This is a genomic window from Limnoglobus sp. (genome assembly GCF_059499385.1).
On the sequence record NZ_JCABYM010000047.1, the window covers coordinates 20,660 to 40,083 of the forward strand.

Consider the following 19,424-nt stretch of genomic DNA (forward strand, 5'->3'; position numbering starts at 1 on the left):
GAGTCGAAAGGGTCCCGTCAGACTCCTTCCCCGCACCCCCGGCCGAAACGCCGGGGGTGCGGCGTTTAACGCCGCGAGCCGCCCCGGCTTGTCGCCGGGGCGGCTCGCGGCGTTAAAAACCGACCTCGGGCTAGCCCTTCGACCCGCGGCCGTCGCCCTTGACCTTCACGTCGCCGGTCTTCTCGACCTTCACCTTCTCCTTCTTCACCGTGTCGGAGACGTGTTCCGTCTCGTGAACCTTCCGCTTGCCGACGGTGACCTCTTCCGTCACCACCGGCGTCTTCTGGACCGTCACCCTCTCCTCCGAGACGGGGACGCGGATCACCTCGCCGGGCTTGAGGTCGCCGGACGCGACCCGGCCGCCGGCGGCCCGCCGCTCGATCACGACTTCCTCCCGCTCGACCGGCACGTCGATCGACTTCGTCTCGGTCGTGACCTCTTTGCGGACGGTCACCTCGCCGGCCCGGACCTTCTGCTTGCGGGCGTGCAGTTGCTCCTCCACGACCTCGAGCTTGCGGTCCTCGGCGGACGCCGACGCGTGGTCGTACCCGCCGCTCTTCCGGAGTGAGGCGAACGCCTCGTCCCGCTTCGCCCCCTGCACGGTCACGAGGTAGCGGCCGGACTTGACCGCCCCCTCGTAGAACGCGGCGTCCTCTTCCGGGATGCCCGACCCGATCAGCCAGCCGGTGAGGCCGGCCGCCGCGGCCCCGCCGGCGGCGCTGAGTAGCGCCGCGACGATCGGCCCGACGGCGAGCACCGGCCCGATGACCGGGATGACGCCGAACGACATGCCGAGGGACGCGAGGCCGGCCACGCCCGCCCCGGCGACCACGCCGGCGGTCGCCCCTTCCTCGGCGTAGGTGTCGCCACCTTCGCTGCGCACCTTCCCGTCCGCGTCGCGGGCCACGACGCTGATCTGGTCGCGGTCGTACCCGGAGCGGATTAGGTCTTCCACCGCCGCGTCCGCACGCTCGCGGGTGTTGAATACGGCCACCGCCGTTTGATTTTTCTTCGCCATGACAAGACCCACCATCCAACGCCAGCCGGTTCCAAGGCAGCTCGGGACTGGCTCCGCCCTCTGCCTGGAATTGATCCGGCAAAGGGGGTGCCGCCGGCCGGCGGACGGCCGGAGTGGAAACGCTTTGCCCACCCCGCGGCCGCCGGGCGGGGTTCATACCATACCCGGCATGAACCCCACCGTCGTCTTCGCCCTGCTCGCGGCCGGGGCCGGCTGCTGCATCGCCCTCCAGGCCAGCGCCAACGCCCGCCTCCGGCAGCACCTCGACAGCCAGTGGTACGCCGCGTACTTCTCGATCTGCGGCACGATCCTGACCGCTACCTTTTACATGCTCGCCACGCGGCCGCCGGTCCCGTCGTGGGCGGGCGTGAGGCAAACCGAGTGGTGGAACTGGGTCGGCGGGCCGCTCGGCGCGCTGATCGTGCTCGCCGGCGCGACGCTGACGAAAGAACTCGGCGCGGCCGCGTTCATCGCGCTCGTCGTCGGCGGGCAGCTCGTCTGCTCGATGCTACTGGACCACTTCGCCCTGATGGGCCTGAAGGAGCAACCGATCACGCTCGGCCGGGTGCTCGGCGCGGTCCTCGTAGTGGCCGGCGTCGTCTGCATCAAGTATCTGTGAACGCATGAACCCGATCGACGCACTCTTCCGCGACCTGCGGTCCGCCGGCAAAAAAGCCTTCATGCCGTTCCTGACCGGCGGCGACCCGGACCTCGCGTTCACGAAGGCGGCGCTCACGGCCGTCGCGGAAGCGGGGGCGCACCTCGTCGAGGTCGGGTTGCCGTTCTCCGACCCGATCGCGGACGGCCCCGTGATTCAGGCGTCGTACACACGGGCGCTGAACGCAAAGCTCAAGCTCGCCGACTTGTTCGAGACGCTGAAGCAGACTTCAACGCAACCCGGCTGGCGGACGCCGCTGGCGGCGATGGGGTCGTACACGCTCATCTACAAACGGGGCGCGGCGGCGTTCATCCGGCAGGCGAAGGCGGCCGGCCTGAGCGGGGCGGTGCTGCCGGACCTGCCGGTCGAGGAGGCGGAGGAGTTCGCGAAGGTGGCGGCCGACCACGACTTCAAGCCGATCCTGCTCGTGACGCCGACGACCTCGCCGGCGCGGGCGGAGAAGGTGGTGAAGGCGTGCGGCGGGTTCGTCTACGTGGTGAGCATCGTCGGCATCACCGGCGAGCGGGACCGCTTGCCGTCGTCGCTCCGCGACATGCTGACCCGGCTGCGGGCGATGACCGACCTGCCGCTGTGCGTCGGGTTCGGGGTGAGCAAGCCGGCGCACGTGACGGAGCTGCGGGAGATCGCCGACGGCGTGATCGTCGGCACGGCGATGGTGCGGAAACTCGAACAGGCCGGCCAACCGGGGCAACGCGAGACGGCGCTGGCGGAGCTGCGGGCGACCGTCGCGGAGCTGGTGGCGGCGCTGAACCCGGCGGGCTAAACAATGGCCCGCAGATGACGCGGACTTCGGCGCAGATGAAGAGGATCAAGACCGAGAATTGACTTTGGTTTTATCCGGTTTTCATCTGCGCCGAAGTCCGCGTCATCTGCGGGCCATTCTTCCGACTCGCGAGACGACCCCATCCCGGATACAATCGCCTCCATCTTCACTTGTCCGCAGGACGTGGGACGATGGCGAAAGCGAAACCCAAGCCCCCCGACAACCCCCCGCCGCCGGCCGAGTACACGGTCGTCGCCCGCCGCTACCGGCCGCAGCAGTTCGCGGACCTGATCGGCCAGGAACACGTCGCGAACGCCCTCACCAACGCGCTCACGTCCGGCCGCGTCGCCCACGCGTATCTCTTCACGGGGGCACGCGGCGTCGGCAAAACGTCCTCCGCCCGCATCCTCGCGAAGTGCCTCAACTGCGTCACCGGGCCGACACCCACGCCGTGCGACCAGTGCGACATCTGCAAGGCCGTGGCCGTCGGCGAGGACGTGGACGTGCTCGAGATCGACGGCGCGAGCAACAACAAGGTGGACGAAATCCGCGACCTGCGGAGCAACGTCGGCTTCCGGCCGACGCGGGCGCGGTACAAGATTTACATCATCGACGAAGTCCACATGCTCTCCACGGGCGCGTTCAACGCGCTGCTCAAGACGCTGGAGGAGCCGCCGCCGCACGTGAAGTTCATCTTCGCCACGACGGAAGTGCAGAAGATCCCGATCACCATCTTGTCCCGCTGCCAGCGGTTCGACTTCGCCCACGTGAGTACGGCGAAAATCTTCGCGGCTTTGAAGATCGTCGTCGCCAAGGAAGGGTTGAAGGCCGACGACGACGCGCTGCACATCATCGCGAAGCGGGCCGCGGGGTCGATGCGGGACTCGCAGTCGCTGCTCGACCAGATGATGGCGTTCAGCGACGGCCACCTCACCGCCGAGAAGGTGCATTCGCTGTTCGGGACGGCGTCCGACGACCGCGTCGCGCAGCTCGCCGACGCGATCCTGACCGGCGACGCGAAGACGGGGTTGGAACACGTCCACGAGGCCGCCGCCCGTGGGATGCAGCTCGGCGAGCTGATCGACCAGCTCGTCGACTACTGGCGGGGCATGATGCTGCTCCTCACCGCCGGGCCGGACTTCGCCGACATCAACGCGACGCCGACGCTGCTGGAGAAGATGAAGGCCCACGCGGGTTCGCGGAGCCTCGACACCGTCCTCGCCGGGATCGACATCCTCGCCGCCACCAAGCAGAAGGTACGCGGCAGCACGCACGTCCAGGTACTGCTCGAACTCGCCGTCGTCCGGCTCGCGCGGCTCGACGAGTTGCTGTCCGTGGGCCAACTCGCGGCGGCCGTCGTCGGCAACGGCACGGCCCCGGCCGTGAAGGTTCTCCCGCCGACGGTACAGCCGGTCGATTCTTCAAAAAAAAAGTTCCTGACCGGAACTGAAGGTTCCAAAAACGGGCACGCCGCTGCCCAGGGTGGCAACGGCGAGATGAGTGCGGCCGAGTTTTGGCCGCGATTAATCGAGCAATTGGGGCCGATTCGCGGAAATCACCTCCGTCAAGCCCAATTACCTGCAATTTCCGGGCCAAATTCGCTGGTAATCCGCTTCCCGGATGCGTATACTGCCGCGTACGAGTCGGTCGCCAGCGAATCGACCGTCGAGGCGATGCGGCTGGCGCTGAAGAAGATCACCGGCGCGGACTGGGCGGTCCGGGTCGAGAAGACCAGGGAAGCGGCCTCGCCGGGCGCGGGCGATGCGACCCGGTCCGCCGGGCCGACGGGCCTGACCCGGAAGGCGGTTTCGGAGCTACCGTTGTTCCGGGCCGCGGCGGACGTGCTGGGGGCGCAGGTCGTGAAGATCGACCCCGGCTTCAACCCGCTCGCCGGCGCGGCCCCGGCCGCCGACCCCGTGCCGGTCGCCGCCCCCGAGACGCCACCCGACGACGAGGAGTGACCATGTTCAAAGAACTCGGCTCCATGATGAACCTGCTGGGCAACCGCGGCAAGCTCCAGGAGGAAATGCAGAAGTTCCAGGAGTCGGTCGGCAAGATTACGACCGAGGCGACGGCCGGCGGCGGGTTCGTCACCGCGAAAGTCAACGGCCGGATGGAGCTCCTCGGCGTGAAGCTCTCCGACGAGGCCCACAAGCTCGGCGACCGCGAGATGCTCGAGGACCTGATCGTCGCGGCCGTGAACGCGGCGATGGCGAAGGCCCGCGAGCAGGTCGCGGCGGAAACGCAGAAGGTCGCGGCCGCGATGGGCCTGCCGCCGGGCATGTTGAGCGGCGGCGGCTTCCCCGGCCTGGGCTAATAGTTGGAACTGTCATGACGGAAGCCGTCCCCGCGATTCAGTCGCTGCTCGACGAGTTGGAGAAGCTCCCCGGCGTCGGGCCGAAGAGCGCGGAGCGGATCGCCCACTTCCTGCTCGCCGGGGACCGGAACGTCGCGGTGACGCTCGCCGAGGCGCTACGCGGGGTGGTCGAGCGGGTGCGGCCGTGCCGGGAGTGCTTCAACCTCACGGAAGGCGAGCTGTGCCCGATCTGCTCCGACCGGCGGCGGGACGCGGGCCTCGTGTGCGTCGTCGAGACGCCGCGGGACGTGGGGCTGTTCGAGCGGGCCGGGACGTACCGCGGCGTGTACCACGTGTTGGGCGGCCGACTCGCCCCGCTCGAGAACGTCGGCCCCGACAGGTTAACCCTGACGCAGCTCGTGCAGCGCGTCAGGAAAGGCGGCGTGAAGGAAGTCATCCTCGCGACCAGCCCGACGCTGGAAGGCGACGGCACGGCGCTGTTGGCATCGAATTTGTTAGCTGGCACGGGCGTAGCCATTACCAGACTGGCCCGTGGCGTCCCGGCGGGGGCGTCGTTGGAGTTGGTAAACTCGCAGATACTGGCCGACGCACTCGACGGCCGAAAAGCCTTTTGAACCTGACACCCACCCGCGACCCAGAGCGGACCGCGAGAGGACAAGGCATGAGCGGCATGAACATGGGGATGGGGCTGCACCAGAAGCAGCAGATGGGGATGCACCTGGCCCCGCGGATGATCCAGTCGATGGAGGTGCTGCAACTGTCCGTCATGCAGTTGCAGGAGAAGCTCACCACGGAACTGCAAGAGAACCCGTTCCTGGAGGTGAAGGAGAAACACTCCACGACGGAAGCGACCCCGGCGGAGGGGGACTTCAACGCCGACGCCCCGCTGAAGCACGACGAGACCGGGGACATCGAGTTCGCCCGGATGGACGAGATCAACCGCGACTGGGGCGACCACTTCAACGAGGACCACCGCCCCAGCCGGTCGCTCCGCGACGAACTCGGGGACAAGAAGCTGGAGGCGATGCAGAACGTCGCCGACACGCCGCAGTCGTTGCAGGAGCACCTCAACGAGCAACTCGGCTACCTCGACCTGACGCCGGACGAGAAGGAGCTGACCGAGTTCCTGATCTCGCACCTGGACGAGAACGGCTACCTCCTGCACCACGACCCGGACCGCCGCACCCCGCGGCAACTGCCGTTCGACGAACTCGCCAGCACCTACGAGGCGACGTTCGGCCGGGCGGTGACGCTCGCCGAGGTCGAGGACGCGCTGCACGTCATCCACAAGCTCGAACCCGCCGGCGTCGGGGCGCGGGACACGAAGGAGTGCCTGCTCCTGCAAGTGGACGACGACATCGAGCACGCGGACCTCGTGTCGGCGATCATCCAGCACCACCTGGAGGACGTGGCCCACAACCGGCTGCCGGCGATCCAGCGGCGGACCGGGGCGGACATCGAGACGATCAAGGAAGCCATCGACGAGCTGAAGCGGCTCGACCCGCGGCCGGGGGCGCGGTTCGTCTCCGAGGGGACGCAGTTCGTCGTCCCGGACGCCGTCGTGACGTGGACGGACGAGGGCGAGTTCGACATCAAGCTGACGAAGGACTGGACGCCGAACGTGCGGGTGAACACGAAGTTCGCCGACCAGTTGAAGGACAAGACCGTGGACGCGAAGGTGCGGGAGGAGCTGGTCAAGAAGTACCGCATGGCGAACTGGCTGGTGGAGGCGATCGAGCAGCGGCGGAACACGCTGACGAAGGTGATCCGGGAGATCATGTCGTACCAGCGGGGGTTCCTGGAGAAGGGGCCGGACCACATCCAGCCGCTGAAGATGGAGCAGATCGCGGAGAAGGTCGGCGTCCACGTGACGACGGTGAGCCGGGCGGTGGACGACAAGTGGGTGGAGACGCCCCGCGGCGTGTTCCCGCTGCGGCGGTTCTTCGGCGGCGGCACGAAGAACGCGCAGACCGGCGAGGACGTGGCGTGGGAAACGATCAAGCAGAAGCTGCAGGAGATCATCGCGGCGGAGGACAAAGCGAAGCCGCTATCGGACGAGGAGATCGTGGAGAAGTTCAAGGCGTTCGGGCTGACGGTGGCCCGGCGGACGGTGACGAAGTACCGCGAGGCGATGAGCATCCCGTCCAGCCGCCAGCGGAAGGACTGGGCGGTGACGAGCAGCTGAGGGAGGGCGAACATGGTCGCGAAGGCAGACGCGGAACGGCGCGCGGAGATCGCCCGCCGCGGGCAGGAGGCGTTCGAGCGGCACGTCCGCCCGAAGTTAGGACCGGAGGACGAGAACAAGTACGTGGCCATCGACATCGAGACCGGCGACTACGAGATCGACGCGGACGACTACATTGTCTGTCGGCGAATGCGCGACCGCTACCCGGCCGAGCGACTTTGGCTCGTGCGTGTCGGGCACAGAGCGGCCGCAACCCTCCGGACACCACGCCTTGTGGTGGAGGAATGAACGGTCGAGTCAATGCCCGGCTCGAAGCGGAGTTGCCCCTGCGGGTCTACGGCCCGTCCGGTGGGTTTCAGGACGTAACATGCGTCATTGACACTGGGTTCACGGAGAAGATCACCCTACCCGATCACATTATCTCAGCGCTCGTGTTGGATTACTTCATGACAAGTCAAATGGTCATGGCGGACGGCACAATCCTCGACATAGACCGGTACGACGCAGAGATCGAATGGTTTGGCCACCGCCGTCCGGTTGTCGTCGCCGCCGTTGGCAGCGTTCCTTTGATCGGCATGGGCCTGCTCGCCGGCCACGAACTCCGCGTCGAAGCAGTGGTCGGCGGGGCCGTCGAGATCAAACCGCTTCCGACGCCGTAGTGGCGCGGCTACCCGCCCATCGCGGCCGCCAGGTCTTGCCGCAGGTCGGCCACGTCCTCGATGCCGACGCTCAGCCGGATCAGCCCGTCGTCCACGCCGCGGGCCTCGCGGACGGCCTTCGGGATGCTCGCGTGCGTCATCGTCGCCGGGTGGTTCACCAGCGACTCCACCCCGCCCAGGCTCTCCGCCAGGCTGAACAGCTTCGTCCGCGTCAGGAACCGCCGGGCCGCGTCCGCCCCGCCGTGCAACTGCAACGAGATCATCCCGCCGAACGACCGCATCTGCTTCGCCGCGACCGCCCGGCCGGGGTGTGACGGCAGGCCGGGGTAGTAGACCTTCGCCACCTGCGGCTGCTTCGATAGCCACTCGGCCAGCTCCGCGGCGTTCGCGCAGTGTCGGTCCATCCGCACGGCCAGCGTCTTGATGCCGCGGAGCGTCAGGTAGCAGTCGAACGGCCCCGGCACGGCCCCGGCCGCGTTCTGGTAGAACTTGATCGCGTCGAGCGGCTCCCGCCGGCCGACGACCGCCCCGCCGATCACGTCCGAGTGCCCGCCGAGGTACTTCGTCGTGCTGTGGACGACGAGGTCCGCGCCGAGCTTCAACGGCTGCTGCAGGTACGGCGACGCGAACGTGTTGTCCACCGCCAGCAGCGCCCCGGCCTTCTTGGAAACGTCCGCGATGGCCGCGATGTCGAGGATTTGCAGCAGCGGGTTCGTCGGCGTCTCGATCCAGACGAGCTTCGTCCTCGGCGTGACGAGCTTCGCGAACCCGGCGGCGGAGGAATCGTCGGTGTAGTGCGTGGTGAGGCCCCACGGCTTGAACACCTTGTCCAGCAGGCGGAACGTGCCGCCGTACAGGTCGGCGGCCGCGACGACCTCGTCGCCGGGCTTCAGCAGCGCCTGGAAGACGGCCGTGGTCGCGGCGAGGCCGGACGCGAACGCGAGGCCGCGGTCCCCGCCCTCGATGGCGGCGAGGCAGCTCTCGAGCGCCGCGCGGGTGGGGTTGCCGCTGCGGGCGTACTCGTACCCCTTGTGGTCGCCGGGCGCGGCCTGGGTGAACGTGGAGCTGACGGAGATCGGCACGACCGTCGCGCCGGTCGCCGGGTCCGGCGGCTGCCCGGCGTGGATGGCGAGCGTGCTGAAGCCGTGGTGTTCGGTGTCGGCCATGCGGGGGTTCCTTGTGGTCCTTGTAGGTCGGGTCGAGGGGGCTTTGCGACGAGGCCCGACAGTCCTGGCGAGCGGCGGGGCTTGACCCCGCCGGCCTTCCCACGCCGGCGACGCCCGCGGCAGTCCGGCGAAGGCGTCCGGGGCATACAGGCCGACCGGGTCAAGCCCGGTCGCTCGCCGGGTTGAGGCCGAGCCTCGCAAAGCCTCGACCCGACTTAGCAATCACGCCGCCGGCTTCTTCGTCCAGTAGTCGATCAAATCAATCCGCGTGACGATGCCGACGACCTCGCCGCCGCTCGTCGCCAGGACGCCGGTGTTGCCGGACAGCAGCAGCCGGTACGCCTCGTCCAGGTGCGTCGCCACGTCGAGCTGTGGCAGCGGGCGGGCCATGATCTCGCCGACGGGAACCTGCGCCGGGTCGCGGTGGTCGTGCAGGATGCGGGCGAGCGTCACCTCCTGCACGCTGCCGATCGGCTTGCCGCCGTCCAGCACCGGCAGTTGCGAGATGCCGGCCGTTTGCAGCATCTCGATCGCTTCCGCCGCGGTGGAATCGGGCCGGATCGTGAACAGCGGCCGCTCGCCGCGCTTGTGCAGCAGGTCGCCGACGGTGTGCGCCACCTCGGGGACCCACTGGAGCTTGTTCGCGGCCAGCCACGCGTCGTCGTACATCTTGCTGAGGTAGTTCCGCCCCGTGTCCGGGCAGATCACGACCATGAGGTCGGTCGCGGTCAGCCGGCGGGCGTACCGCAACCCCGCGGCCAGCGCCGTGCCGCACGACCCGCCGACGAGGATCCCCTCCCGCCGCGCGACCTCCCGCGCCGTGTGGAAGCTCTCCGCGTCGCTGACCCGTACCCAGTCGTCCACGAGCTGGCTGTTGAACGTCTTCGGCACGAAGTCCTCGCCGATGCCTTCCACCTTCCACCCGGCCGGCGTGCCGCCGGACAGGACGGAGCCTTCCGGGTCCGCGCCGATCACCTTCACGTCCGGGTTGCGTTCCTTCAGGTACTTGCCGACGCCGGAGAGCGTGCCGCCGGTCCCGACGCCGCCGACCACGCACGTCACGCGGCCGTCGGTCTGCTCCCACAGCTCCGGGCCGGTCGTGCGGTAGTGGATTTCCGGATTGGATAAATTCGTGAACTGGTTCGGCCGCCACGCGCCGGGGATTTCGCGGCTGAGCCGGTCGGCGACGCCGTTGTAACTGTCCGGCGAGTCCGGGGCCACGTTCGTCGGCGTGATGACGACTTCCGCCCCGTAAGCCTTCAGCAGGCCGATCTTCTCGCTGCTCATCTTGTCCGGCAGGACGAAGATGCACCGGTAACCCTTCACCGCGGCGGCCATCGCGAGGCCGACGCCGGTGTTGCCGGCCGTCGCCTCGATGATCGTGCCGCCGGGCCGCAGCCACCCCCGCTTCTCGGCGTCGGCGATCATCGCGACGGCGACGCGGTCCTTCGTGCTGCCGCCGGGGTTCATCGCCTCGACCTTCGCCGCGATGGTCGGGGCCAGCCCGTCCGTCACGCGGCGGAGGCGGACCAGCGGCGTGCGGCCGATGGACTGGAGGATGTTGTCGTGCATCGGCACCTCCTGTGCGGTCGCGGGAAACACCCTTCAGGCTAATCGCCGGCGTCGGCGCGCGCCTACGGCAAAGTAGTAGGCACACTCCGTGTGCCGTCTGCTGTCGGTCGCGGCGACTTGGACCAACTCTCTGGGAGCATAAAGGAGACGGCACACGGAGTGTGCCTACTACTATGAGTTTCCTCTGGCCGTCGGCCGCGGAATCGGGCACGATAGACGCATCCCGCCGGTCCGCACTTCGGAGCCTCAGATGCGTTTCCTCCTCGCCGCGCTCGCCGCCGTCGCCCCTGCGTTCGCATTCGCGCAAACGTCGTTCCCGATGGTCACGCACGCCACGCCGACGGCGATCCAGCGCGGGACCACGGCCGAGGTCACGGTCGAAGGGCAGATGAACTTCGCCGGGGCGTACCAGGTGCTGTTCCAACAGGCCGGGCTGACGGCCGAGGTTCTCCCCGCGAAGGACGCGAAGGCCGTGACGCGCTCCGTGAAGCTGAAGGTGACGGCCGCCGCGGACGCGAAGCTCGGCGTCCATGACTTCCGCCTCGCGACCACACTCGGCGTCTCGTCGCTCGGCCAACTTCTCGTCACGGCCGACCCCGTCGTCGCGGAGAAGCCCGGCATCAACACGCGGGAGAAGGCCCAGCCCGTGACGCTGCCGTGCGTCGTGTGCGGCCGGACGGAGGCGGCGGAGAACGTCGATTACTACTCGTTCGCCGCGAAGGCCGGGCAGACGGTCACGGCCGAGGTCCACGCGGCCCGGATTCAGGACAAGATTCACGACCTGCAAAAGCACGTCGATCCGCTCGTCGCCGTCCTCGACGCGGCCGGGCGGGAACTGACGGCCAGCGACGATGCGTTCTTCGCCGACCCGGTGCTGACGTTCACCGCCCCGGCCGACGGCACGTACACGATCCAAATCCGCGACGCGAAGTACGACGGCGACCCGCGGTGGACGTATGCCCTCACCCTGACCGACAAGCCGTATGCCACGCACGCCTTCCCGCTCGCGGCGAACCCCGGCGTGAAGGTGGCCGTCGAGCCGGTCGGCAGCGCGAAGACCGTCGCCGCGACGTGGACGCTGACCGCCCCGTCCGCCCTCGGCGTCCACGAAGAGAAGCTGACGCGCGAGAAGCTGGAAACGAACCCCGTGGCAGTCGTCGTGACGGACCTGCCACTGACGACGGAGACGGAACCGAACGACACGCCGAAGCAGGCGACGCGGCTGAACATCCCCGGCGGCGTGAACGCCCGCATCGGGGCGAAGCGAGACCTGGACCATTTCGCGTTCCGCGGCGCGAAGGGGGCGGCCGTCGGGTTCGAGGTGTTCGCCCGGCGGTTCGGCACGCCGCTGCGATCTCGCATCGACGCGACGATCGACATCATGACGGCCGACGGCCGGGTGCTGGCGAGCAACGACGACGCCAACGGCAAGGACGCGGCCCTGACGTTCGCGCCGCCGGCCGACGGCGAGTACGTGCTCCGCGTCCGCGACCTGAACAACAAGGGCGGCGACGGGTACGGCTACTTCCTGGCCGCGGCCCCGGTGAAACCGGACTTCACGCTGAAGGTCGATCCGTCGAAGGCGATGGTCGGCCCCGGCAGCCGGACCGCGTGGTACGTGACGGTGAGCCGCACGAACGGCTTCGCCGGCCCGGTGAAGGTCGAGGTCCGCGGCCTGCCGCCGGGCGCGACGGTGAACCCGTTAACGATCCCGGCCAACATGACGCAGGGCTGCCTGGTCGTGTCCGCGGCGGCCGACGCGAAGCCGGCGGCGGGCGTGGTGCGGGTCGTCGGCACGGCCGACGGCCAAGAGCGGACGGCGACGCCGGACGAGGAAATCTACCTGCCCGGCGGCGGCCGCGGCCGGTTCCCCGCGACGATGCCGGCCGTCGCCGTGACGGAGGCGTCCGACATTCTGGACGTGACGGTGAAGCCGACGAGGGTGGTGCTGAAGCCGGGCGAGGAGGTGAAGCTCGACGTGCAGGTGAAGCGGCGGGCCGACTACGACAAGCCGCTGACGCTCGACGTGATCCTGCGTCACCTCGGGCAGAAGTACGCCGACCCGCTGCCGCCGGGCGTGACGATGGTGGAGGCGAAGAGCAAGACGCTGCTGGGGAACGGCAGCGTCGGACACATCGTTCTGAAAGCGGCGGCCGACGCCGCGGCGTGCGAGGACGTGCCGGTCGCGGTGCAGGCGTTCGTGCCGGTCAACTTCGTGGTGAAGATCGGCTACGCAAGCGAGCCGATCCTGGTGACGGTCAAGAAGTAGGCTTCGCCCAATCGGGGGTGCGGCCCTTCGGCCACAGGGGGCCGAACACGGACGGCGGGACCGGCGTGTCGTCGGTCCAGTGGTGCTTGCGGGCCAGCTTCGCGAGGCGGTCGAAGTCGCGGCGGAACCAGAGCAACTCCGCCGGGTCGGTGGCGACCTGCACGAGCACGGCGGCGGCGGCGGCGGCGTCCGCCACCCGCGCCCCGAGCGGCGCGACCCGGTCCGCGACCCGCGCGAGGTACGCGGCCCGCGCCGTCCGCGGCAACCGCTGGACCTCCTGCGGCGTCGGGCAGAGCGGGGCCTTCTTCGCCCGCCGCTTCCGGCGGTCCGGCAGCAGCGGGGCCGGGCCGCCGTCGCCGACGGGGATGAGGTTCACGACCGGCACGCCGGCCGGCAGCGGCGGGGCGGTCGGCTCCAACACCTGAACGGACTCGCCGCCCGGCGGCGGCGGACGAAGACGCTTTAACACGGCTACCTCTCCACGGCGATGAAGTGCCTCGCCACCCGTTGCCACTCGCGGCCCCGCCAGTCCGGCTTCGGCCGCTTCGCGTAGAGCCGAAATTCGTACCGGCCGGTCCGGGGCACGACGAGGTTCGCCACCCGTACCGGCAAACTCACGACCGGGGCCGCGGCCGTGAAGTTGACGGGTCCCAACGAGTACGGCTCGTTGCTCCCGGACAGAAACGGGTACTCGACCACCTCGGTCGTATTATCCGGGCGAACGGCGAAGACCTTCAAGCCGAGTTCCCGCCGGCCGGCCACGGAATTTGCCCACGCCAACCGCAGGTAGAGCCAGAGTTCCCCGATCGCGAACGGCGGTTCCTGGTGCGGGTCGATCCGGAACGTATAGGTCACGCCCTCCAACGTGTACGGCAACCCGGCCAGCGCGCCGGGGCCGTGCGGGCCTTCCGGGGCCGCCAGCCGACACGCGAGCATGACGTGGACCTCGAACGTCGGCACACTCATCGGGCGACCCCTCGCGCGTCCGCCCATTCTGACGCCGGCGTTCACCGCCGGCAACCGGATTTCCCGCCGCCCCGTTGCCGCCGTCGTTCTCTGCGTTTACTCTGTTCCCACCTGCCTCCCGTCCTTTCCCAACCCGGAGTTCCTTCATGCGATTCCTGCTCCTCCTCTGCGCCGCCGCGCTCGCCCCGGCCGCGCGGGCCGACGTGAAGCTGCACGAGCTGTTCGGCGACCACATGGTCCTGCAACAGAAAGTCGAGAACGCCGTCTGGGGCACGGCCGCGGCCAACGAGAAGGTGACCGTCACCCTCACGAAGGGGGACAAGTCCGCCGCCGCCACCGCCACGGCCGACGACAAGGGGGCGTTCGCCGCGAAGCTGCCGCCGGCGGCCGCCGGCCTCGGGTACACGCTCACCGTCGCGGCCGGGGCCGACAAGGTGACGCTCAAGGACGTGGCCGTCGGCGAGGTGTGGGTCTGCTCCGGGCAGTCGAACATGGAGTGGCGGTTCACCCAGCTCCGCGGCGGCAAGGCGATGGCCGAGGACCTGGCGAAGGGGTTCAAGAACAACGTCCGCCTGTTCACCGTGCCGAAGACGGCCGCGGCCGAGCCGCAGGCGCACGTCGCGCAGGGCCAGCCCTACGAGACGAAGTGGCTCTTGCCGGACGGCGAGAGCGTGTTCACGTTCTCGGCCGTCGCGTCGTACTTCGGCAAGCACCTCCAGCCGCAACTGAACGTGCCGCTCGGCCTCATCCACACGTCCTGGGGCGGCACGCCGGCCGAGTCGTGGACCTCGAAGGAGAAGCTCGCGGAGACCGACGAGATCAAGTATTACCTCGAAAAGAAGGACGGCATGGTGAAGGCGGCCGCCGGCGGGAAGCTCAACGCGCACACGCCGACGAGCCTGTACAACGGGATGATCCACCCGCTCCTGCCGTACTCGGTGAAGGGCGCGATCTGGTACCAGGGCGAGTCGAACGCCGGCCGCGCGGCCGAGTACCGGACGCTGTTCCCGGCGATGATCGAGGACTGGCGGGCGCGGTTCAAGACCGACCTGCCGTTCATGCTGGTGCAACTCGCCCCGTTCCACGCCAACGACGCGGACGGCGTGGCCTACGCCGAACTGCGGGACGCGCAACTGCTCGCCACGACGAAGCTGAAGAACGTCGGCATGGCCGTCATCACGGACGTGGGCGACCTGTTCGACATCCACCCGCAGCACAAGGAGCCGGCCGGCCTGCGGCTGGCGCTCGCGGCCCGCGGCATCGCCTACGGGCAGAAGGTCGAGTACAAGGGGCCGACGTTCAAGGAACTCACGATCGACGGCGACAAGGCGGTCGTCCACTTCGACGGCAGCAGCCTCTCGGCGAAGGGGTCGCCGGCCGGGGTCGTGAACGGGTTCACCGTCTGCGGGGAGGACAAGTACTTCTACCCGGCGAAGGCGAAGGTCGCCGGGAACACGGTCGTGGTGACGTGCGAGAAAGTGTCGAAGCCGGTGGCCGTGCGGTTCGGGTGGAACAACTTCCCGGTCTGCAACCTGTTCAACGCGGCTAACCTCCCGGCGTCGCCGTTCCGCACGGACGACTTCCCGCTAACGACGGCGGCGAAGAAGTAGGCGCGGTCGGTTCAGAGGTCAGAGGTCGGACATCAGAGGTCAGAAAGATAAGACAACCCTGACCTCTGACCCTGACCTCTGACCTCTGTACCCTTCATGTCCCAATCGGTCCTCGTCATCGGCGGCGGCGTCATCGGGACGGCGTGCGCGTACTACCTCGCCCGGTCCGGGCGGCGGGTCACCGTCCTCGACAAGTCCGCCGTCGGCGGGGCGTGCTCGCACGGCAACTGCGGGTACGTCTGCCCCAGCCACGTGCTGCCGCACGCCGGGCCGGGGGCGGTGTGGGGCACGCTCAAGACGCTGTTCCAGAAGAACTCCCCGCTGAAGGTCCGGCCGGGGACCGTGCTCGCGAACCTCGGCTGGTTCCTCGGCTTCGCGAGGAAGTGCAACGAGCGGGACATGCTCGCCGCGGCCGCCGGGATTCAGGCACTCCTGAACTCCTCCCGCCGGCTGTACGACGAGCTGCTGGAGCGGGAGCGGATCGACTGCGAGTGGGAAACGAAGGGCCTCCTGTTCGCGTTCCACACGGCGAAGGCGTTCGAGCACTACGCGCACGTCGATGAGCTGCTCCGCGGGAAGTTCGCCCTGCCGGCCGAGCGGTACGACGCCGACGCGCTGCTGAAGCTGGAACCGGCGCTGAAGCCCGGTACGGTGTCGGGCGGCTACCTCTACACGGGCGACGCCCAGTTGCGGCCGGACCGCCTCATGAGCGGGTGGCGGGAAGTCGTCGAGAAAATGGGCGGCGTTTTCCGCGAGAACTGCGAGTTCACCGGGTTCGTCGCGAAGGGGGATCGGGCCGTCGCCGCGAAGACTTCGCAGGGAGAGGTCGAAGCCGATGCGTTCGTCGTCGCGACCGGCGCGTGGACGCCGCTGCTGAATTCACACCTCGGGTGGAAGGTTCCCGTCGTGCCGGGGAAGGGGTACTCGATCACGATGCCGCGGCCGGCCGTCTGCCCGACGTACCCGCTGATCTTCGAGGAACACCGCGTCGCCGTCAGCCCGTTCCAGAGCGGGTATCGCATCGGCTCGACGATGGAGTTCGCCGGGTACGACGCGACGATGAACCCGAAGCGGCTGAAGTTGCTCCGCGACGGGGCGGCGTTCTATTTGAAGGAGCCGACGTGCGAGCCGGTGCAGGAGGAGTGGTGGGGCTGGCGGCCGATGGTGTACGACGGCAAGCCGGTCATCGACCGGTCGCCGCGGCTGCCGAACGTGGTGGTCGCGGCCGGGCACGGCATGTTGGGGCTGTCGATGGCGACGGGGACGGGGAAGCTGGTGGCGGAAGTGCTGGGCGGCGAGCAGCCGCACGTCGATCCGGGAGCGTATGCGTTAGGGCGGTTCTGAATCCTGGGACCGCGGGCGTCCCGCCCGCCCGCCTTCACGACACGGGGACCAGTCTCAAGTGGCTGGGGCCGTGGCGGGCGGGACGCCCGCGGTCCCAGGGCCGACTTACTCCACGCCCTGCACCTGGCGGATCGCCACCTCGGCGGCGCGGCGGACGGGTTCGGACCGGTCCGTCAGCGCGTCCTGGAGGTACGCCATCGCCGTCATCGCGTCCGGGCCGATCCGGCCCAGCGCCGTGATCGCGCTGATCCGCGTCGCCTCCTCGGACTGGTTGTCGGCCGACGCCGGGGACGGCGGGGCCACCGGCGTCGTCGGCGTCCCGTGCCCCAACAGCCCGCTCGCGTACGTCGAGGTACTCTTCGGCCGGCTCGCCCGCACGAGGTCGATCAGCGGCTGCACCGCGGACGCCGCCTCCGGCCCCATCCACCCCAGGGCCACGGCCGCCTCGCCGCGGACGAACACGTCGTGGTGCTTCAAGTGCGAGATCAGCGTCGGCAGCGCCGGCGGCCCGATCTGGCTGAGCGCCTTCGCGGCGAGCCGGCACAGGACGATGTTCGTGCCCCGCATCGCCTCGGCCAGCACCGGCACGGCCGCGGCCGCCTCCGCGCCCATCGCGCCGAGGGCCTGCGCCGCCCCGGACGCCGTCCGGGCGTCGTCGTCCTTCAGCGCCCGGCTCAGCTCGTTCATCACCGGCTTCGCGAGCGGCCCGAGCTTCCCCAGGCCCCACACGGCGTTCCGCCGGACGTACTTGTCCGGGTGGGTGAGCATCCGCACCATCGTCGCCATCGCGTCCCGGCCGAGCTGCCCGATCGCCTGGGCCGCCACCTCCCGAATCCGCGCGTCCGAATCGTTCAGGGCTTCCGTCAGGTCCGGCAGCGCCTCGCGGGCCAGCGCCCCCAACTTGCTCAGCGAGCGGAGCGCACCCAGGCGGACGTTGAGGTTGTAGTGCCGGGTCTCCGCGATCAGCGCGGGGACGGATTCGTCCGCAGTGGTCATCACATGACCCGGAATAGAGACGGGCAACGAGAGGGGAACGGCATCCCGACCATTCCGCAACTATCGGGAACTTAGAGCAAACTCCCACGTCCGCAACCGAAAGTTGGGTTGACAAACGGGATTCCCCGACCGGCCGATAACTGTTATGCCGCGCGAATTTACGCAATTCGACCGGGGCGAGAAACCGCCCCGGTCGCGTCCGGTATAATCAGCCAGAGTTCGAGGGTCTGACGCCATGAACCGAATTGTTTCACCGGCCGCGAAACCGGCGGGCACGTTCGCCGCCCGGTCGTCCCGGTCGCTGATGGTGGCCGTCGTCCTGGGGACCGCCCTGACGATGGGCGGCGACGCGACGGCGGCGACGAAGTCGCCGGACCAGGCGATCACGGCCATCAGCAAGTATTGCACGGCCTGCTGGCGGAACGCCCGGCTGCCGGAGGACCGGTGGGGCGACTGCACGCAGGAAGTGCTGACCCGGCTCCTCCAGAGCGTGGACCGCGAGAAGTGGGGCAGCATCCTGGCGGAGGAAACAACGGAACGCAAGGAGTTCCTGCGGGCCATCGACGCCGTGAAGAAGCGGACGCAGCGCGCCCGCAAGTACGCGGCCCTGACGCCGGACCACGCCGACTGGCGGAACACCGACGACCTCCGCGACCGCCGCGAGGCCCTGAACCTGGCGACGAAGACGGTCCTGAGCGACCGGCAGAAGCAGATCGTCGAGCTGTCCGCGACCGGGTGGGCGATCCCGGACATCGCCGCGAAGCTGGGCACGACCGTGGACCGCGTCAGCGACGAGAAGTACAAGGCGATCCGCAAGCTCCGCACGCACTTCGGGGTCGAGTAGCGGTCATTCGTGATTGGTTATTCGTGATTGGTTATTGGAAAAAACCAATCACCAATCACCAATCACCAATCACCAATCACCAATCACCAATCACCAATCACCAATCACGGTTCTCCCCGCCCATGCCCGTCTGGCAAGCCGTCGTCCTCGGGGTCGTGCAAGGACTCACCGAGTTTTTGCCCATCAGCAGCACGGCCCACCTGCTCCTCGTTCAAGAATGGTTCGGCCGCTCGCGGGAGGAGTTGAAGAACGACCCGATCACGGTCGTGATTCAGCTCGGCACGCTCGTCGCCGTCTGCATCTACTTCCGCCGCGACTTGCTCGTGATGCTGAAGGGGCTGTGGGTCGATGTCCGCGGCCGGCACGTCGCCGCGTCGGTCACGCCGGAGGGGAAGCTCGCGAAGCAGGTGTTGGTGGCGACCGTGCCGGCGCTCGCGGTCGGGGCGGCGTTCGGGTCGAAGTTGAAGGAGCACTTCTACAACCCAACGGCCATCGCCGTCGTGTCGATCGTCTTCGCGCTGTTGATGCTCGCCGCCGAGTGGTGGGCCGCCCGGACGCGGAAGACGCACCCGGCCCGCGACGAGTGGACGATCACCTGGCGGGACGCGATTTTCGTCGGGCTGTTCCAGGCGTGCGCGCTGATGCCCGGCGGGTCGCGGTCCGGGACGACGCTGACGGCGTGCCTGTTCCTCGGCCTCGGCCGGCCGGCGGCGGCGAAGTTCTCGTTCCTGATGTCGGTCCCCGCGATCGCGGCGGCCGGCGCGAAGGACCTGTACGACTGGCTGAAGCACGCGGACGCGGGGATGGGCCAGCAACTGGCGAACATGCTCGTCGGCACGGCCGTGGCGTTCGTCGTCGGCTACCTGAGCATCGCGTGGCTGATGCGGTTCCTGCGGCGGTACTCGACCGGCGTGTTCGTCGGCTACCGGCTCGTGCTCGCCGGCGTCATCCTGCTTCTGGTGGCGATCGGCCTCGTCCGCTGACGGATTTCGTAGGGCGGGTCAAGGCTTTGCGCCGACCCGCCGGGGCCGCGGGT

General features: G+C 68.9%; 19 protein-coding genes. 13 read left to right on the plus strand and 6 right to left on the minus strand.

Annotation, left to right across the window (positions count from 1 at the left end; all coding sequences use genetic code 11):
- Positions 1-130: 130 nt before the first annotated feature.
- A complete protein-coding gene (locus AC5JJ2_RS08705) occupies positions 131-1,018 on the minus strand; it encodes a YsnF/AvaK domain-containing protein (RefSeq protein ID WP_495857587.1) in 888 nt (295 codons plus the stop codon).
- Positions 1,019-1,187: 169 nt separating this feature from the next.
- Between AC5JJ2_RS08705 and AC5JJ2_RS08710 the strand changes: the two genes are divergently transcribed.
- From AC5JJ2_RS08710 to AC5JJ2_RS08745, 8 genes are all read left to right on the plus strand, one after another.
- The gene (locus AC5JJ2_RS08710) at positions 1,188-1,637 is read left to right on the plus strand and encodes a DMT family transporter (protein WP_495857588.1); all 450 of its coding nucleotides are present in this window, start codon (positions 1,188-1,190) and stop codon (positions 1,635-1,637) included.
- Between the two features lie 4 nt (positions 1,638-1,641).
- Positions 1,642-2,460, plus strand: coding sequence for a tryptophan synthase subunit alpha (gene trpA / locus AC5JJ2_RS08715; RefSeq protein WP_495857589.1), 819 nt, complete (start codon positions 1,642-1,644; stop codon positions 2,458-2,460).
- A 191-nt stretch (positions 2,461-2,651) separates the two neighbouring features.
- Positions 2,652-4,421: a DNA polymerase III subunit gamma/tau gene (dnaX, locus tag AC5JJ2_RS08720; protein ID WP_495857590.1), complete on the plus strand. Its 1,770-nt coding sequence runs from the start codon at positions 2,652-2,654 to the stop codon at positions 4,419-4,421.
- A 2-nt stretch (positions 4,422-4,423) separates the two neighbouring features.
- Positions 4,424-4,777, plus strand: a complete 354-nt coding sequence (locus AC5JJ2_RS08725) for a YbaB/EbfC family nucleoid-associated protein (RefSeq protein WP_495857591.1) — start codon at positions 4,424-4,426, stop codon at positions 4,775-4,777.
- 14 nt (positions 4,778-4,791) lie between these two features.
- Positions 4,792-5,391, plus strand: a complete 600-nt coding sequence (gene recR / locus AC5JJ2_RS08730) for a recombination mediator RecR (protein WP_495857592.1) — start codon at positions 4,792-4,794, stop codon at positions 5,389-5,391.
- Between the two features lie 47 nt (positions 5,392-5,438).
- Complete coding sequence (gene rpoN, locus AC5JJ2_RS08735) at positions 5,439-6,962, plus strand: RNA polymerase factor sigma-54 (RefSeq protein ID WP_495857593.1); 1,524 nt, start codon at positions 5,439-5,441, stop codon at positions 6,960-6,962.
- Positions 6,963-6,974: 12 nt separating this feature from the next.
- Entirely contained in the window at positions 6,975-7,250 is a 276-nt protein-coding gene (locus AC5JJ2_RS08740; protein WP_495857594.1) for a hypothetical protein, read from the plus strand.
- Complete coding sequence (locus AC5JJ2_RS08745; protein ID WP_495857595.1) at positions 7,247-7,621, plus strand: clan AA aspartic protease; 375 nt, start codon at positions 7,247-7,249, stop codon at positions 7,619-7,621. The genes AC5JJ2_RS08740 and AC5JJ2_RS08745 overlap by 4 nt, the downstream gene beginning before the upstream one ends.
- A gap of 8 nt (positions 7,622-7,629) precedes the next feature.
- Here AC5JJ2_RS08745 and AC5JJ2_RS08750 read toward each other — a convergent pair whose 3' ends face one another.
- The gene (locus AC5JJ2_RS08750; protein ID WP_495857596.1) at positions 7,630-8,787 is read right to left on the minus strand and encodes a cystathionine gamma-synthase; all 1,158 of its coding nucleotides are present in this window, start codon (positions 8,785-8,787) and stop codon (positions 7,630-7,632) included.
- 222 nt (positions 8,788-9,009) lie between these two features.
- On the minus strand, positions 9,010-10,359 hold the full coding sequence (locus AC5JJ2_RS08755; RefSeq protein ID WP_495857597.1) for a cystathionine beta-synthase: 1,350 nt from the start codon (positions 10,357-10,359) through the stop codon (positions 9,010-9,012).
- 250 nt (positions 10,360-10,609) lie between these two features.
- Between AC5JJ2_RS08755 and AC5JJ2_RS08760 the strand changes: the two genes are divergently transcribed.
- On the plus strand, positions 10,610-12,628 hold the full coding sequence (locus AC5JJ2_RS08760; protein WP_495857598.1) for a PPC domain-containing protein: 2,019 nt from the start codon (positions 10,610-10,612) through the stop codon (positions 12,626-12,628).
- On the opposite strand, the gene AC5JJ2_RS08765 is transcribed toward AC5JJ2_RS08760, so the two are convergent.
- Both AC5JJ2_RS08765 and AC5JJ2_RS08770 read right to left on the minus strand, forming a co-directional pair.
- Positions 12,618-13,097: a hypothetical protein gene (locus AC5JJ2_RS08765; RefSeq protein ID WP_495857599.1), complete on the minus strand. Its 480-nt coding sequence runs from the start codon at positions 13,095-13,097 to the stop codon at positions 12,618-12,620. The two genes, AC5JJ2_RS08760 and AC5JJ2_RS08765, sit on opposite strands and share 11 nt — an antisense overlap.
- A 2-nt stretch (positions 13,098-13,099) precedes the next feature.
- Entirely contained in the window at positions 13,100-13,594 is a 495-nt protein-coding gene (locus AC5JJ2_RS08770) for a hypothetical protein (protein ID WP_495857600.1), read from the minus strand.
- 146 nt (positions 13,595-13,740) lie between these two features.
- On the opposite strand from AC5JJ2_RS08770, the gene AC5JJ2_RS08775 reads away from it, so the two are divergent.
- Complete coding sequence (locus AC5JJ2_RS08775) at positions 13,741-15,204, plus strand: sialate O-acetylesterase (protein ID WP_495857601.1); 1,464 nt, start codon at positions 13,741-13,743, stop codon at positions 15,202-15,204.
- Between the two features lie 96 nt (positions 15,205-15,300).
- Positions 15,301-16,548 carry an NAD(P)/FAD-dependent oxidoreductase gene (locus tag AC5JJ2_RS08780; protein WP_495857602.1) on the plus strand — a complete coding sequence of 416 codons (1,248 nt, stop codon included), beginning with the start codon at positions 15,301-15,303 and terminating at the stop codon, positions 16,546-16,548.
- 105 nt (positions 16,549-16,653) lie between these two features.
- Here AC5JJ2_RS08780 and AC5JJ2_RS08785 read toward each other — a convergent pair whose 3' ends face one another.
- Positions 16,654-17,544 carry a HEAT repeat domain-containing protein gene (locus AC5JJ2_RS08785; protein WP_495857603.1) on the minus strand — a complete coding sequence of 297 codons (891 nt, stop codon included), beginning with the start codon at positions 17,542-17,544 and terminating at the stop codon, positions 16,654-16,656.
- Between the two features lie 235 nt (positions 17,545-17,779).
- Here AC5JJ2_RS08785 and AC5JJ2_RS08790 point away from each other — a divergent pair, with 235 nt between their 5' ends.
- Positions 17,780-18,388 carry a sigma-70 RNA polymerase sigma factor region 4 domain-containing protein gene (locus AC5JJ2_RS08790; protein WP_495857604.1) on the plus strand — a complete coding sequence of 203 codons (609 nt, stop codon included), beginning with the start codon at positions 17,780-17,782 and terminating at the stop codon, positions 18,386-18,388.
- A gap of 122 nt (positions 18,389-18,510) precedes the next feature.
- Positions 18,511-19,371 carry an undecaprenyl-diphosphatase UppP gene (gene uppP, locus AC5JJ2_RS08795; RefSeq protein WP_495857605.1) on the plus strand — a complete coding sequence of 287 codons (861 nt, stop codon included), beginning with the start codon at positions 18,511-18,513 and terminating at the stop codon, positions 19,369-19,371.
- The last annotated feature ends 53 nt before the right edge of the window (positions 19,372-19,424 follow it).